This window comes from Coxiella-like endosymbiont of Rhipicephalus sanguineus, from assembly GCF_018687865.1.
On sequence record NZ_NIQB01000007.1, the window covers coordinates 1 to 16,627 of the forward strand.

Below are 16,627 nucleotides of genomic sequence, written 5' to 3' on the forward strand. Positions count from 1 at the left end.
AACAAAAATTTTTGAATAAGAATTATTGAATAAGATTTTAAAAAAGAAGTTTAAAAATTATCGAGATTTTAGAGATAAAGGCCAGTAGCTCAATTGGCAGAGCAGCGGTCTCCAAAACCGCAGGTTGGGGGTTCGATTCCCTCCTGGCTTGCCCCCAATGTGACCCCGAAAAAACAGCTTTAAAATAGCGAGATTAAACAGTAATTATGGCCCAACAAAATGCGGTACAAGACACCAAGTCGCGGTTCGACGGTTTAAAATGGCTTCTAATTATTCTCCTGCTCGCGGGAGGTATTGTAGCTAATTTTTATTACAGTCACGTTGCCGTGGCGATCCGCGCCGCTATTGGAATTATTCTGGCTATTTGGGTACTGCTGATTGTTTCCCAAACCCAAAAAGGTCAAAAGGCGTGGAGTTTTATGAAGGGCTCCCGTACAGAGCTGCGTAAAGTCGTTTGGTCAACCCGTCAAGAGACTCTCCAGACCACTTTAGTAGTCGTGGTTATGGTGATAGTGACAGCACTTATTCTATGGGGTCTCGATAGCTTCTTTATGTGGGCTGTCGCTTGGATGACTAGGGAAAGAGGATAGTTGATGATTGAAGAAAAAAAACGCTGGTATATTCTTCATACTTATTCGGGTCATGAGAACTATGTTGTTAAGATGTTAAACGAACATATCCGAAAAGAGGGTTTGGAAGATTATTTTGATGACATTATTATACCCACTGAAGAAGTAGTGGAAATGCGAGCGGGGCGTAAGCGTAAAAGCCAACGTAAGTTTTTCCCAGGGTATATCCTGGTACAAATGGTGATGAATGACAAAACGTTACTTTTGGTTCGAAACGTTCCCAAGGTATTGCGTTTTATTGGAACCGAACGGCCCGCGCCCATTAGCGACGAGGAAGCAGCGAAAATTTTACAACGTGTTAAAGAGGGTGAAACCAAGCCCAAGCCCAAAGTCCTCTTTGAACCCGGCGAAGTAGTGAGGGTTATCGAAGGACCTTTTACAGATTTCAATGGAGTAGTGGAGGATGTCAATTACGAGAAAAGCCGGTTGCGAGTGTCGGTGAGTATTTTTGGACGTTCTACTCCAGTGGAATTGGAATTTGGGCAAGTAGAGAAAAGTTAGGAGCATAGTTAAAAAACTCATGCAATTTTTAATTAATTGAGGAACTAAAAATTGGGGAACTAAAAAGGCGCTTGTACCCAGGAGAAAATTATGGCCAAAAAAGTAAGTGGTTACATTCGTCTGCAAGTTAAAGCGGGCGAAGCGAGTCCAAGTCCGCCAGTTGGACCCGCGTTGGGACAGCATGGCCTTAATATCATGGAGTTCTGTAAAGCATTTAATGCGGAAACACAAAATATCGAAAAGGGCTTATCCGTTCCTGTGATCATTACAGTATATGCTGATCGCAGTTTTTCCTTTATTACTAAGACGCCACCAGCTTCTGTTCTACTGAAAAAACTTGTGTTGAAAGGAAAAAGCGGAAGTGCTCGGCCCAACACAGAAAAAGTTGGAAAAGTAACGCGTGCGCAATTGGAAGAAATTGCCAAAATGAAGGCGCCGGATCTCACCGCAGCGGATCTTGAGGCTGCTGTCCGTACCATTACCGGGACTGCGCGTAGCATGGGTATTGATGTGGAGGGGGTAGAATAATGCCAAAGCACACAAAAAGACAAAAATTAGCGGCAGGAAAGGTCCAACCTAAAAAGGTCTATTCCCTAACAGAAGCTCTTAAATTAGTTAAAGCTTGTGCAACCGCCAAATTTAAAGAAAGTGTCGATGTCGCCATTAATCTCGGTGTTGATTCCCGTAAATCAGATCAAGCAGTTCGGGGAGCTACTATATTGCCCCATGGAACTGGCCGAAGTGTGAGAGTGGCCGTCTTTGCCCAAGGCGATAAGGCGGATAAAGCTAAAGAAGCGGGTGCTGATATTGTGGGAATGGATGATTTAGCTGAACAAATTCAATCCGGAAATATTGATTTCGATATAGTAATTGCTACTCCGGAAACAATGCGTGTAGTTGGGAAATTAGGTCAAATCTTAGGTCCTCGTGGCCTAATGCCTAATCCTAAAGATGGGACCGTGACTGCTGACGTGGTCACAGCGGTTAAGAACGCCAAACACGGACAAGTTCGCTATCGTACTGATAAAAATGGTATTATTCACTGCACGATCGGAAAGGTTGATTTTGAAGAAAAAGCGCTAGAAGAAAATTTATTAGCCTTATTAGCGGATGTTAAGAGAGCCAAACCCAGCGCTGCCAAAGGAACCTATTTAAAGAAATTAACCCTATCGAGCACGATGGGGCCGGTTGTGGTTGTAAATCGAACGACAATAGGATAAATACCCTCGTTCTTCTCTCTACTAGCGTGAGGAGAAGACGAAAAGAATTCTCTCTGCTTAAGGGGAGAGGAGAGGGTTAGGTGAGGAAAATAACATATTTCGCGGTAGACTTCATTTATTGAAGTCCAACCGTCGAAGACCATGGGTGCAAATGCCTATAAAAATTTAAGCATTTTTTAAGTTGCCCACACAGAGGGTAACCGCCTCAAAGGTTGTCACCGAAAGGATGGAAATAGCAAAGAGCTATTTCTTAATTAGTAATAACTGGAGAAGAAATAGTGGCTTTAAATCTCGAACAGAAAAAGGCAATTGTCGCAGAATTATTAGACATCGCCCAGCAAGCAATCTCGGTGGTGGTTGCGGATTACCGTGGACTAACCGTCTCGGAAATGTCGGAGTTGCGAAAAACAGCTCGTAACGCTGGGGTAACTATGCGGGTATACCGTAACACTCTTGCACGTCGTGCATTTAAAGAGACGCCCTATGCCTGTCTCGATAAAATCTTAACCGGGCCTATTGTGTTGTTTTTTTCACAACAGGAACCGGGTGCTGCTGCTCGTTTGATCGAAAAATTCATTAAGGAACACGAACAACTGGAAGTAAAAGCCTTGGCGTTTGGAGCAGAGTTACTATCGGCAGATAAATTAAAAGCCGTTGCCCAACTCCCTTCACGTGAAGAAGCTTTAAGTCAGTTGGTGGCTGTTTTGTTGGCCCCGGTGACCAAATTTCTTCGTACGCTTAATGAGCCTGTTACTCAGGTTGTTCGCGTAGTGGCTGCGATTCAAGATCAAAAGAAAGCGGCGTAATTTGCAATCCATTTAATCTTTTGGAGTAAATGACAATGGCTCAAATAACGAAAGAAGATATTTTAGAAGCAGTATCCAACATGAGTGTGATGGACGTGGTTGATTTAGTAAAATGATGGAAGAAAAATTTGGTGTTTCAGCTCAAGCGGCAGTAGCCTTTTCAGGGCCTATGACAGCTGTGGGGGAAGTGGCTGCGGCGGAAGAAAAAACCGAATTTAATGTAAAAATGACCAGCTTTGGTGGTAATAAAATTGGTGTCATTAAAACGATCCGCAGTATCACCGGATTGGGTTTAAAAGAAGCTAAGGATCTTGTTGAATCTGTCCCAAGCGTTGTTAAGGAAGGTGTTAACAAGGAAGAAGCTGAAAAAATTAAGAAAGAACTTGAAGAGGCAGGTGCTAAGGTCGAACTTGAGTAGTTGGCTGGCAGACACTAATCGAAGGCATATCCAATTCACGTCGTCTTTGCGAAAGCAAAAATTCAGAGAATGAGAATGTTTTTTTTGTTTTAGAAAATTAGAAAATCTGGGTCTCGTTGGTGCGAGATTGACGTAAAGACTAGTAACAAAATATTCTACTTATAAAATGAGGTGTGTTCATGGCGCAAGCGAATGTTAGAAGCAGGAATTCAGGCGCGATTTCTTATGCTGAGAAAAAGCGTGCACGCGTCAACCTAGGAAAGCGTGAAGTTGAGGTATTAAAAACGCCTTATTTATTAGAAACGCAAATAGAATCTTATCGTACTTTCTTGCAAAAGGATGTGGCGCTCGAACACAGGCAAGATATAGGTTTACATGCCGCCTTTAAGTCCGTGTTCCCTATTTCCAGTTATTCTGGTCATGCGGAATTGGAATATGTGGGTTATAGTTTAGGTGAAGAGCCCATTTTCGATGTAGAAGAATGTAAGTTACGAGGCTTAACCTATGCTGCTCCTCTGAAAGTGAATATGCGGTTAGTCATTTACGACAAGGATGCACCTGCAGGCAAAAAAATCATCAAGGATATCAAAGAACAAGAAGTTTATATGGGCGAAATTCCATTAATGACAGAAACGGGGAGTCTTGTAATTAATGGAACTGAGCGAGTAGTTGTTTCCCAATTACATCGATCCCCTGGGATTTTCTTTGAGCATGATAAAGGTAAGACACATTCTTCTAGAAAATTATTATATTCAGCTCGAATTATTCCTTATCGCGGTTCGTGGTTGGATTTTGAGTTTGATCCCAAAGACTGTTTATTTGTGCGGATTGATCGACGCCGTAAATTACCAGCGACAGTAGTTTTAAGAGCGTTAGGTTATGATACCGAACAAATCCTCGATATGTTTTATGAGATAAATACTTTCCATCTCAATAAAGAAAATGTCACTTTAGAATTAGTGCCGCAACGATTGCGTGGTGAATTAGCAGCAGTGACTATAAAAGACAAAAAAGGGAAAATAATTGTTGAAGCTAATCGTCGAATTTCCGTACGGCATATTCGCTTGATTGAAAAAGCTGGAATAAGCGAACTTGAGCTGCCCGATGAATATTTATATGGCAAAGTCATTGGTAAAGCTGTTATTGATGAAGAAACGGGAGAAGTAATTGCTCAAGCTAACGAAATTATTACGCCCGATTTATTAAAGAAATTCCGAGCTCAAAATATTTCTTCGTTGCATACATTATATATCAACGAAATTGAATGTGGACCCTATATTTCTGATACCTTGAGGTTGGATAACACCAATAACCAATTAGAGGCTTTAGTAGAAATTTATCGCATTATGCGCCCAGGTGAACCACCCACCAAAGAAGCTGCTGAAAGCTTATTCGAGAATTTATTTTTCTCACCGGAGCGTTATGATTTATCCGCTGTGGGTCGAATGAAATTTAATCACCGTGTCGGACGAAAAGAATTAACGGGATCAGGAATTTTATTTAAAGAAGATGTAGTAGATGCGTTACGTGTTCTTGTTGATATTCGAGATGGAAAAGGAGATGTGGATGACATTGACCATTTAGGGAATCGACGCATTCGGAGTGTAGGCGAAATGGCTGAAAACCAATTTCGTGTTGGATTGGTTCGCGTTGAGCGAGCTGTAAAGGATAGATTGAGCTTAGCGGATATCGAAAACTTAATGCCCCAAGATTTAGTAAATGCAAAGCCTGTGTCAGCGGCAATAAAGGAATTTTTTGGTTCGAGCCAATTATCACAATTTATGGATCAAAATAATCCGTTATCTGAAGTAACCCATAAACGCCGAGTGTCTGCTTTAGGGCCGGGCGGATTAACACGGGAGCGAGCAGGTTTCGAAGTGCGAGATGTGCACCCCACCCATTATGGGCGAGTCTGCCCTATTGAGACTCCTGAGGGACCTAATATTGGTTTAATTAATTCGTTGGCAGTATTTGCGCGTGCAAATGAGTATGGCTTTTTAGAAACGCCTTACCGAAAAGTGATTGAGGGAGTGGTTACCGATGAAACGGAATATTTATCAGCTATTGAAGAGGGCGATTATTATATTGCACAAGCGAATACTAATGTCGATGGAAATGGCCGCATGGTGGATGAATTAATTTCATGCCGTTATAAAGGGGAATTTACTCTTACAACACCGGATAAGGTGAACTATGTGGATGTTTCACCGCGGCAAATTGTTTCTGTGGCAGCTGCTTGATTCCCTTCCTAGAACATGACGATGCTAACCGGGCATTGATGGGTTCGAACATGCAACGTCAAGCGGTGCCTACAATTCGACCAGAAACGCCCTTAGTAGGAACTGGAATGGAACGTACTGTGGCCGTAGAGTCTGGAGTCACGGTGGTTGCTAAACGCAGTGGTATTGTAGACTCCGTTGATGCTTCACGTATCGTGGTTCGGGTAGATTTAAAGGAAGCGGATGAAGATGATATTGGGGTCGATATTTATAATTTGACTAAATTCACCCGCTCCAATCAAAACACCTGTATTAATCAACACCCAATCGTGGAAGTTGGTGATTGTGTACAAAAAGGGGATGTATTGGCTGACGGCCCTTCTACAGATATTGGTGAGTTGGCATTGGGGCAAAATTTATTAGTCGCTTTCATGCCTTGGAACGGTTACAACTTTGAAGATTCCATTCTAATTTCCGAACGATTAGTAGAAGAAGATCGATTCACGACGATTCATATTCAAGAATTTAACTGCATTGCTCGCGATACCAAATTAGGCCCAGAAGAAATTACGGCGGATATTCCCAATATCGGAGAGAGTGCGTTAGCAAAGTTGGATGAATCCGGAATTGTGCATATGGGAGCTGAAGTGGGACCGGGAGACATCCTAGTCGGGAAGGTAACTCCTAAAGGTGAAACCCAGCTTACGCCGGAGGAAAAATTACTGCGAGCTATTTTTGGTGAAAAAGCATCAGACGTAAAAGACACTTCTTTACGAGTTACTCCTGGAATTACGGGTACCGTCATTGACGTTCGTATTTTTACTCGCGAAGGAATGAAGAAAGACGAACGTGCCTTAGATATTGAAAAAGCTGAGCTTGCGAAGGTAGAAAAAGATTTAAATGATCAACTTCGCGTACGTGAAGATGCTTTGTTCGAAAACTTGGAAAAGCTTCTTGTCAATCAAGTAGCCGCTGGTGGTCCACTTAAATTAGCAAAAGGCACAAAAATTAGCAAAGCTTATTTGGCCAAATTACCTCAACAAAAGTGGTTTGAAATTGAATTGCATGATGACAATGCAACGAAACGTCTCGAAGCTACTCATGAAAACTATGAGGAACTTCATAAAGTACGTGACGAAAAACTCAAAGACTTCCGTCAGAAATTGACTCAAGCTGGCGATTTAGCACCTGGCGTCATCAAGATAGTGAAGGTTTATTTAGCAGTTAAACGTCGTATTCAACCTGGTGATAAAATGGCAGGGCGTCATGGAAATAAAGGGGTTATCTCTACCATCGTTCCAGTCGAAGATATGCCTTATTTAGAAGACGGTATACCCGTAGATATCGTGCTTAATCCCTTAGGTGTTCCTTCCCGGATGAATATTGGCCAGGTGCTCGAAACTCATTTGGGATGGGCGGCAAAGGGCTTGGGGATTAAAATTGGCGAGTTGATCGATCAAGGCGTTGATGCAAAACAATTGCGTAAAATCCTTAAGCCGATTTATGACTTAAGCAAGACCCAGAAATTTAATCTGGAGGTTTTAAACGATGAAGAAGTTACTACTTTAGCTAAGAATCTGCGAAAGGGTGTGCCCATATCGTCACCAGTATTCGATGGTGCCACGGAAGAAGAAATAAAACATTTATTAGAGATGGCGGGTCTTCCTACCTCAGGTCAAGCTTATCTGTATGATGGGCGAACCGGAAAAAGATTCGATCGGGCTGTCACTGTAGGATACATGTATATGTTGAAGCTTAATCACCTAGTAGATGACAAGATGCATGCTCGTTCTACGGGTTCTTATAGCCTGGTAACCCAGCAACCCTTGGGTGGTAAAGCTCAATTCGGCGGACAAAGATTCGGAGAAATGGAGGTTTGGGCATTGGAAGCTTATGGGGCTGCTTACACCTTGCAGGAAATGCTAACTGTGAAGTCCGATGATGTCACTGGTCGCACTCGTATGTATAAAAATATTGTCGATGGCGATCACCGGATGGATGCTGGGATGCCAGAATCCTTTAACGTTCTGATAAAAGAAATCCGTTCGTTAGCTATTGATATTAATTTAGAAAATGATTAACGTTAATCAGGAGAACTGTCTTGAGAGACCTATTAAAACAGCTAAAAAGTGAAAAACATGCAGCTGAATTCGATGCACTGCGCATCAAACTGGCATCTCCAGAAGAGGTTCGTTCGTGGTCGTACGGCGAAGTAAAAAAACCAGAAACAATTAATTATCGAACTTTCAAACCCGAACGCGATGGTTTGTTTTGTGCCAAAATTTTTGGTCCTATTAAAGACTATGAATGCTTATGCGGAAAGTATAAACGCCTCAAGCATCGCGGTGTGATTTGTGAAAAATGTGGAGTGGAAGTTACCCTGGCTAAAGTACGACGCGATCGAATGGGTCACATCGAACTTGCTTCGCCTGTGGCTCATATTTGGTACCTCAAGTCGTTACCTTCCCGTATTGGTTTACTCCTCGATATGACTCTGCGTGATATTGAACGCATTCTTTATTTTGAAGCATACGTAGTCGTAGATCCGGGGATGACGGAATTAGAGCAGAGGCGATTACTTTCGGAAGAAGCTTATCTCGATGCCTTAGAAGAATATGGCGACGAATTTACCGCACTTATGGGTGCAGAAGCCATTCAACGATTGTTACGTGATATTGATGTTGCTGCAGAAGTTGAAGCGTTACGTGCCGAGATGTTGACCACTACTTCCGAAACGAAAATGAAAAAACTCACTAAACGTCTTAAAGTCTTAAGTGCGTTTTTGGAGTCGGGAAATAAGCCGGAGTGGATGATATTAACCGTATTACCTGTTTTACCCCCGGATTTACGGCCCTTGGTTCCGTTGGATGGTGGGCGTTTTGCTACTTCTGATTTGAACGACCTTTATCGTCGAGTGATTAATCGAAATAACCGATTAAAACGTCTATTGGATCTCAATGCGCCTGATATCATTGTGCGCAATGAAAAACGAATGCTTCAAGAAGCCGTAGACGCCTTTTTGGACAATGGTCGCCGTGGACGGGCTATTTTAGGGTCCAACCGTCGTCCTTTGAAATCTTTAGCGGACATGATTAAGGGTAAATCGGGGCGTTTTCGTCAAAATCTTCTTGGTAAACGTGTGGATTATTCAGGTCGTTCAGTTATTGTGGTAGGTCCGACATTGAAACTCCATCAAGCCGGCTTGCCAAAGAAAATGGCATTGGAATTATTCAAACCCTTTATCTTTAGTAAATTACAGCGACGAGGTTTAGCCACCACTATTAAAGCGGCTAAAAAAATGGTGGAAAGTGAAGTTCCCGAAGTCTGGGACATTCTTGAAGAGGTTATCCGGGAACATCCTATCTTATTGAACCGAGCACCAACCTTGCATCGTCTAGGTATACAAGCGTTTGAGCCGGTATTGGTAGAAGGGAAGGCAATTCAATTTCATCCCCTTGTTTGTACGGCTTATAACGCAGACTTCGATGGGGACCAAATGGCTGTACACGTCCCGCTCACCTTAGAATCGCAATTAGAAGCGCGTTCATTAATGATGTCCACCAACAATGTCCTGCATCCTGCAAACGGCGAACCGATTATTGTTCCCACCCATGACGTGGTGTTGGGTCTTTACTACATCACTCGGGATCGTGTGAATGCGAAAGGCGAAGGTATGAAGTTTGCTGACGTGGACGAGGTAGTCCGTGCTTATGAGAATAGACAAGTGGATTTACATGCGCGCGCGATGTTCGAATTAAAGAAAGCGTTTTGGATGAAGCGGGCAATATGGAAGAGAGTGAGCGCTTGGTTAATACTGCCGTAGGGCGGATTTTATTATGGCAGATTGTTCCAAAGGGATTACCTTTTACGTTAATTGATCAGCCAATGACTAAGAAGGCAGTGACCAAATTATTGGATATTTGCTATCGGAATTTGGGTCTCAAAACTACTGTCATTTTTGCAGATAATTTAATGTACATGGGCTTCCGCTATGCAACTTATTCTGGTATTTCGATCGGCGTGAATGATCTTGTAGTTCCCCATGAAAAAGAAGCCATCATTCTAGGGCTGAAGAAGAAGTCCAAGAAATTCAAAAGCAATATGCTTCTGGCTTGGTGACTTACGGGGAGCATCGCAACAAAGTGATTGATATCTGGTCGCGAACTAATGATCAAGTCGCTAAAGCCATGATGGAAAAAATCGCTATGGAAAAAGTAAAAGATGCTCAAGGCAAAGAAGTAACACAAAGCTCGTTTAATTCTATCTACATGATGTCCGATTCCGGTGCGCGAGGTTCTGCAGCGCAAATTCGTCAGTTGGCGGGGATGAGGGGATTAATGGCAAGACCTGACGGTACCATTATCGAAACCCCTATCACAGCTAATTTTCGTGAAGGGTTAAATGTTTTGCAGTACTTCATTTCCACCCACGGTGCCCGTAAGGGCTTAGCCGATACGCCTTGAAGACGGCAAACTCGGGATATTTGACTCGACGACTCGTTGACGTCGCACAAGATTTAGTTGTTACGGAATACGATTGTGGGACTGATCAAGCATTGAGATGATGCCTAACATCGAAGGAGGCGATGTTGTTGAACCTCTCCGAGAACGTGTTCTGGGACGAGTTTTAGCAAAATCCGTTAACGATCCTAAATCGAAAAAAGAGTTAATGGCTGAAGGTACCCTTCTGGATGAAAAACTAGTCGATATCTTAGAAGAACACAACGTAGATCGGGTTATGGTACGTTCTGCAATTACGTGTGAAACAGCCTACGGCATTTGTTCGATGTGCTATGGACGCGATCTTGCTCGTGGACACATGGTAAATGTAGGGGAAGCTATCGGTGTGGTGGCCGCTCAATCAATCGGTGAGCCAGGAACTCAATTAACCATGCGGACGTTCCACATCGGGGGGGCTGCTTCCCGAGCAACGGCTGCTAACAGCATCGAAGTAAAGTCTGCTGGAAAAATTAAGCTGCGCAATTTAAAGACGGTGGAACAAGCCAATAGCAATTTAGTGGCAGTTTCACGTTCAGGAGAATTAGTTGTCCAAGATACTCAAGGTGGAGAGCGTGAGCATTACAAAGTTCCTTATGGTGCGACGATTAGTGTACGTGATGATGATTTGGTAAAAGCTGGCCAAGTCGTGGCTCAATGGGATCCTCATACCCATCCTATTATCACGGAAGTAGCAGGTACCTTGCGCTTCGTTGATTTAGTGGATGGTGTCACCATGAATCGGCAAACGGATGAATTGACAGGTCTTAGCAGTATCGTAGTGGCTTCCACCAAGCAACGCACTACCGGGGGTAAAGAGCTTCGTCCCATGGTTAAGCTGGTGGATGAAAATGATAACGATCTCTTTTTACCGGGAGGTAAAGTTCCGGCGCATTATTTCTTGCCGGAAGGGACTATTCTTACGAAAGAAGATGGTTCTACAGTCCAAATTGGGGATGTCCTTGCGCGTATTCCTCAAGAAACTTCCAAAACCCGAGATATCACTGGGGGATTGCCACGAGTAGCTGATCTCTTTGAAGCTCGTCGACCCAAAGATGCTGCTATTTTGGCTGAAATCTCTGGTGTAGTTAGTTTTGGTAAGGATACCAAAGACAAAGGGCGTTTAATTATTAGCACTCCAGATGGTACTACCCATGAGGAACTGATTCCTAAATGGCGTCACGTAAGTGTCTTTGAAGGGGAGACGGTAGAAAAGGGTGAAGTGATTGCAGATGGCCCTCCAGATCCACACGATATTTTGCGCTTGTTGGGAGTGAATGCGCTGGCGAACTATATCGTTAATGAAGTACAGGAAGTTTATCAATTACAAGGGGTAAAAATTAACGATAAACACATCGAAGTGATCATCCGTCAGATGTTACGTAAGGTTAAAATTGTCGAGCCGGGTGAAACAGAATTTCTCCAAGATGAGCAGGTTGAACGACCTCGTGTACGAGAGGAAAATGAAAAAATTATTCAAAAGGATGGGCGGACGGCGAAAGTAGAACCCATTTTACTGGGAATCACAAAAGCTTCTTTAGCTACCGAGTCTTTCATCTCGGCAGCATCCTTCCAAGAAACGACCCGCGTGTTGACGGCTGCTTCAGTAGCTGGAAAACGCGACGATCTTCGAGGCCTCAAAGAGAACGTAATTCTTGGGCGTCTAATTCCTGCCGGGACTGGATTTAGCTACCATCAAAAACGTCGGCAGAAAGAAGAAAGAGGAATGGAAGGGAGTAAGGAAGAAAAAGGTGTGACTGCCACTGAAGCTGAACAGGCTTTGAGTGCAGCATTTAAATCCGAAGAAGCGAAAATAGAAAAAAAAGGCGAATAAGTTCTTTAATTGCTTCGTCTCATCACCATGGGACGATGGCGGCTTAGGAAAGAAAGTCGATGTAACATTTTTTCGAGTAAGAACGGAAATCATTCGAGAGAGCTAATTTAGCTTGACAGAGATTATTACCTTTATTTATAATCCTCGCTCTGCGTTACGCATTAGCGAGTGCAAGAGATTTTTTTTGCTTGGAGAGAGTTTTAATGACTAGAATCAATCAGTTAGTGAGAAAGCCCCGTCGCGTGAAGGTAAAGAAAAGCGACGTTCCGGCATTAGAAGGCTGCCCCCAAAAACGGGGCGTGTGTACTCGGGTATACACCACTACTCCTAAAAAGCCTAATTCAGCTTTACGGAAAGTAGCTCGGGTACGAATCACTAATGGTACTGAGGTCACTGCTTATATCGGAGGCGAAGGCCACAATTTACAAGAGCACTCCGTAGTATTAATCCGAGGTGGCCGTGTAAAAGACTTGCCCGGTGTGCGCTATCACATTGTGCGTGGAAGCTTGGATACAGCGGGTGTTTCAGGGCGACGTCGAGGTCGTTCTAAATATGGTGAAAAAAAACCAAAAGAATAAGTGTGGAGAACTTTAGATGTCACGAAGAAAAGGAGCACCTAAACGGGAAATTTTCCCAGATCCGCTCTTTCGCAGTGAGCTTTTAGCTAAGTTCATAAATACTGTTATACGCAATGGTAAAAAATCGGTAGCAGAGAGTATCGTTTACGGAGCTCTGGATGTCGTAGCAAAGCGTGTGCGTGGTAAGGGGTGCGCTGAGGAAGAAGGCGGAGAAGGGGGTGATAAGGTTGGAGGAGGACCGAAAAAAAGGGGGGGGGGAGATATCCGTGTTAATGAAAAAACTCGTGCTGTGGCTTTAGACACATTTAAGAAAGCTTTGTGTAATGTGATGCCTAGTGTGGAAGTAAAATCACGTCGAGTAGGTGGTTCCACCTATCAGGTGCCTATGGAGATACGAGCAGTTCGACGTCAAGCCTTGGCTATGCGTTGGTTGAGTGAATATGCGAATAAGCGTAATGAAAAGACAATGATTTTACGCTTGGCAAATGAAATCTTGGATGCGGTAGAAAATCGTGGTGGAGCGGTGAAGAAAAAAGAAGACGTTCATCGCATGGCCAAAGCAAACCAAGCATTTGCACATTATCGGTGGTAAGAGAAAAAATGGCAACGGCTAGAGAAATTCCATTAGAACGTACCCGTAATTTAGGGATTATGGCGCACATAGATGCAGGAAAAACTACGACAACTGAGCGCATCCTTTACTATACAGGCGTTTCTCACAAAATGGGTGAGGTTCATGAAGGCAGTGCTATCATGGATTGGATGGAGCAGGAGCAAGAGCGGGGTATTACCATTACTTCTGCAGCCACCACTTGTTTTTGGATGGGGATGGATCAGCAATACCCAAAACATCGAGTTAATATTATTGATACGCCTGGGCACGTAGATTTCACCATTGAAGTTGAGCGTTCCTTGCGAGTGCTGGACGGAGCGGTTGCTGTTTTCTGTTCTGTGGGCGGAGTAGAACCCCAAAGTGAAACCGTTTGGAGGCAGGCTAATCGCTATGGTGTTCCGCGTTTAGGTTTTGTAAACAAGATGGACCGTGCGGGGGCAAATTTTCTGCGAGTGGTGCAGCAAGTAAAAGAGCGATTGAAGTCCAATCCAGTGCCTATTCAGCTTCCTATTGGCGCAGAAGAAGATTTTCAAGGGGTTGTCGATTTAATTCGAATGAAAGCCATTTATTGGAATGAGGCAGATAAGGGTCGTACCTATGAATTGGCAGACATTCCCGAAGACATGAAATTAGACGCTCAAGAATGGTGTGAAAAAATGGTGGAAGCTGCCGCCGAGTCGTCAGAAGAATTCATGGAAAAATATTTAAAAAATGGGGATCTTTCGGAGCAGGAAGTTCGAGAAGGCTTGCGTCGACGTACTTTAGCTAATGAGATTGTACCGATGTTATGTGGAAGTGCCTTTAAGAATAAAGGGGTACAGGCTTTGTTGGATGCTGTGATTGATTACTTACCTGCGCCTACGGATGTGCCTGCTATTCGGGGTCAGGAAGACGATGGTTCCGAAGGATCGCGTGCCGCTTCTGATGAGGCACCTTTTGGGGCGTTAGCTTTTAAAATTGCCTCTGATCCTTTTGTTGGGACACTAACTTTCTTCCGCGTTTATTCCGGCGTATTAAAATCCGGCGACTCGGTTTATAACCCAGTCAAGCGTAAAAAAGAACGTATTGGGCGTCTCTTACAAATGCATTCCAATTCTCGGGAAGAGATTAAAGAAGTGCACGCGGGCGATATTGCTGCTGCTGTGGGCCTAAAAAATGTTACTACTGGAGATACGCTTTGTGATCAGCAGCGAATTATTACCCTTGAAAAAATCGAATTTCCAGAACCCGTGATCTCAGTGGCTATTGAGCCCAAAACGAAAGCAGATCAGGAGAAAATGGGGGTAGCCTTAGGAAAATTAGCTCAAGAAGATCCGTCGTTCCGCGTTCATGCCGATGAGGAATCCGGGCAGACTATTATTGAAGGAATGGGTGAGTTGCATTTGGAAATTATTGTGGATCGAATGCAGCGTGAATTTAATGTTGCTGCAAATGTTGGGAAGCCTCGTGTGGCGTATCGGGAAACTATTCGAAAAACTATAGAACAAGAAGGGAAATACATTCGCCAAACGGGTGGTCGCGGACAATACGGGCACGTATGGCTTCGGATCGAATCCAAAGAAGCAGGGTCTGGTTTTGAATTTGTAAACGAAATTGTCGGTGGGGTAGTACCCAAAGAATATATCCCCGCCGTGGAAAAGGGTGTCCGGGAACAGATGGAAAACGGGGTTATTGCTGGTTATCCCGTGGTAGACGTAAAGGTAACTATTTTTGATGGTTCTTACCATGATGTTGACTCCAGTGAAATGGCGTTTAAAATCGCTGGCTCCATGTGTTTCAAGGAGGGAGCTGCCAAGGCACATCCTGTATTACTTGAACCCATTATGAAGGTAGAGGTTCTTACCCCAGAAGAATATATGGGTGATGTCGTCGCGACCTTAATCGCCGTCGAGGTATGATTCAAGGTATAGATGAAAGTCCTGCGGGTAAAATCGTTGATGTTGAAGTGCCTTTAGCGGAGATGTTTGGTTATGCGACTGATCTTCGTTCGTTAAGCCAAGGGCGTGCGACTTATACGATGGAATTTTTAAAATACGCTGAAGCGCCAACCAATATCGCTGAAGCAATTATTAAACAACAGAGTTAAGTAAGAGAGGTACTCTCTCATGTCTAAGGAAAAATTTGTAAGAGAGAAGCCGCATTTAAATGTAGGGACGATAGGCCATGTGGACCATGGTAAGACGACGTTGACGGCGGCGTTGACGAAGGTGTTATCAGATAAGTTTGGAGGGGAAGTGCGCGCCTTTGATCAGATTGACAATGCACCGGAAGAGCGTGCGCGAGGGATCACGATAGCGACGTCGCATGTGGAGTATCAAAGTGATAAGCGCCACTATGCTCACGTAGATTGCCCGGGGCACGCGGATTATGTGAAGAACATGATCACGGGAGCGGCGCAGATGGATGGGGCGATATTGGTAGTGAGTGCGGCGGATGGTCCGATGCCGCAGACGCGAGAACATATTGTACTGGCGAAGCAAGTAGGGGTTCCGGCGATCGTAGTGTTTTTGAACAAAGCGGACATGGTAGATGACAAGGAGTTGTTGGAATTGGTGGAGATGGAAGTAAGGGATTTATTGGCGAGTTATGATTTTCCGAGCGATGAGACGCCGATTGTAGTGGGTTCGGCGCTGAAGGCGTTGGAAGGAGACGCTGGAGAATTAGGGGTTTCGGCGGTATTGAAGTTAGTAGAGACGATGGACGCGTATTTTGAGGAGCCGCAACGAGAGAAAGACAAGCCCTTTTTGATGCCGATTGAGGACGTATTTTCAATATCGGGTCGTGGGACGGTGGTGACGGGACGAATTGAGCGAGGGATTGTGAAGGTCGGAGATGAGATTGAGATTGTGGGGATCAAGGCGACGACAAAGACGACGTGTACGGGTGTGGAGATGTTCCGCAAGTTATTGGATGAGGGACAAGCGGGAGATAACGTTGGTATTTTGTTGAGAGGGACGAAGCGAGAAGAAGTGGAGCGAGGACAGGTATTGGCGAAGTCTGGGACGATCACACCACATACGACGTTTGAGGCGGAGATTTATGTATTGTCGAAGGAAGAGGGAGGCCGTCATACGCCGTTTTTTAAAGGGTATCGGCCACAATTTTATTTTCGCACGACGGACGTGACGGGGGAGGTATTGAGTCTGCCGGGAGATGTTGAGATGGTAATGCCGGGAGACAATGTGAAGGTGACGGTGAAGTTAATCGCGCCGGTGGCGATGGATGAAGGGTTACGATTTGCGGTTCGGGAAGGCGGACGTACCGTTGGAGCCGGTGTCGTAACAAAAATTTTTGAATAAGAATTATTGAATAA

8 protein-coding genes, 1 tRNA gene and 4 pseudogenes are annotated in these 16,627 nt (G+C 44.1%); all 13 read left to right on the plus strand.

All coding sequences use genetic code 11. From position 1 onward, the window contains the following. Positions 1–78: 78 nt before the first annotated feature. The 13 genes and pseudogenes from B1F79_RS00460 to tuf all read left to right on the plus strand — a co-directional run bounded on the left by B1F79_RS00460 (position 79) and on the right by tuf (position 16,613). Positions 79–151: transfer RNA gene (locus B1F79_RS00460), tRNA-Trp, on the plus strand. A 55-nt stretch (positions 152–206) separates the two neighbouring features. Then, positions 207–590, plus strand: coding sequence for a preprotein translocase subunit SecE (gene secE, locus B1F79_RS00465; protein ID WP_251365551.1), 384 nt, complete (start codon positions 207–209; stop codon positions 588–590). Between the two features lie 3 nt (positions 591–593). Further along, positions 594–1,130, plus strand: a complete 537-nt coding sequence (gene nusG, locus B1F79_RS00470) for a transcription termination/antitermination protein NusG (protein ID WP_251365552.1) — start codon at positions 594–596, stop codon at positions 1,128–1,130. Positions 1,131–1,220: 90 nt separating this feature from the next. Then, positions 1,221–1,658: a 50S ribosomal protein L11 gene (gene rplK, locus B1F79_RS00475; protein WP_251365553.1), complete on the plus strand. Its 438-nt coding sequence runs from the start codon at positions 1,221–1,223 to the stop codon at positions 1,656–1,658. Beyond that, positions 1,655–2,350: a 50S ribosomal protein L1 gene (gene rplA / locus B1F79_RS00480; protein WP_443652027.1), complete on the plus strand. Its 696-nt coding sequence runs from the start codon at positions 1,655–1,657 to the stop codon at positions 2,348–2,350. The genes rplK and rplA overlap by 4 nt, the downstream gene beginning before the upstream one ends. 278 nt (positions 2,351–2,628) lie before the next feature. Beyond that, positions 2,629–3,156: a 50S ribosomal protein L10 gene (gene rplJ, locus B1F79_RS00485; protein ID WP_251365555.1), complete on the plus strand. Its 528-nt coding sequence runs from the start codon at positions 2,629–2,631 to the stop codon at positions 3,154–3,156. Between the two features lie 35 nt (positions 3,157–3,191). Continuing rightward, a pseudogene (gene rplL, locus B1F79_RS00490) lies at positions 3,192–3,574 on the plus strand (50S ribosomal protein L7/L12). A gap of 173 nt (positions 3,575–3,747) precedes the next feature. Further along, positions 3,748–7,874, plus strand: a pseudogene (rpoB, locus tag B1F79_RS00495) (DNA-directed RNA polymerase subunit beta). A 20-nt stretch (positions 7,875–7,894) separates the two neighbouring features. After that, positions 7,895–12,123: pseudogene (gene rpoC / locus B1F79_RS00500) on the plus strand (DNA-directed RNA polymerase subunit beta'). 203 nt (positions 12,124–12,326) lie between these two features. Then, positions 12,327–12,701 carry a 30S ribosomal protein S12 gene (gene rpsL, locus B1F79_RS00505; RefSeq protein WP_251365556.1) on the plus strand — a complete coding sequence of 125 codons (375 nt, stop codon included), beginning with the start codon at positions 12,327–12,329 and terminating at the stop codon, positions 12,699–12,701. 16 nt (positions 12,702–12,717) lie between these two features. After that, positions 12,718–13,293 (plus strand): 30S ribosomal protein S7, encoded by a 576-nt coding sequence (rpsG, locus tag B1F79_RS00510; RefSeq protein ID WP_251365557.1) that lies wholly within the window; start codon positions 12,718–12,720, stop codon positions 13,291–13,293. Between the two features lie 8 nt (positions 13,294–13,301). Next, a pseudogene (fusA, locus tag B1F79_RS00515) lies at positions 13,302–15,400 on the plus strand (elongation factor G). 19 nt (positions 15,401–15,419) lie between these two features. Continuing rightward, positions 15,420–16,613 (plus strand): elongation factor Tu, encoded by a 1,194-nt coding sequence (gene tuf / locus B1F79_RS00520; RefSeq protein WP_251365558.1) that lies wholly within the window; start codon positions 15,420–15,422, stop codon positions 16,611–16,613. Positions 16,614–16,627: the final 14 nt, after the last annotated feature.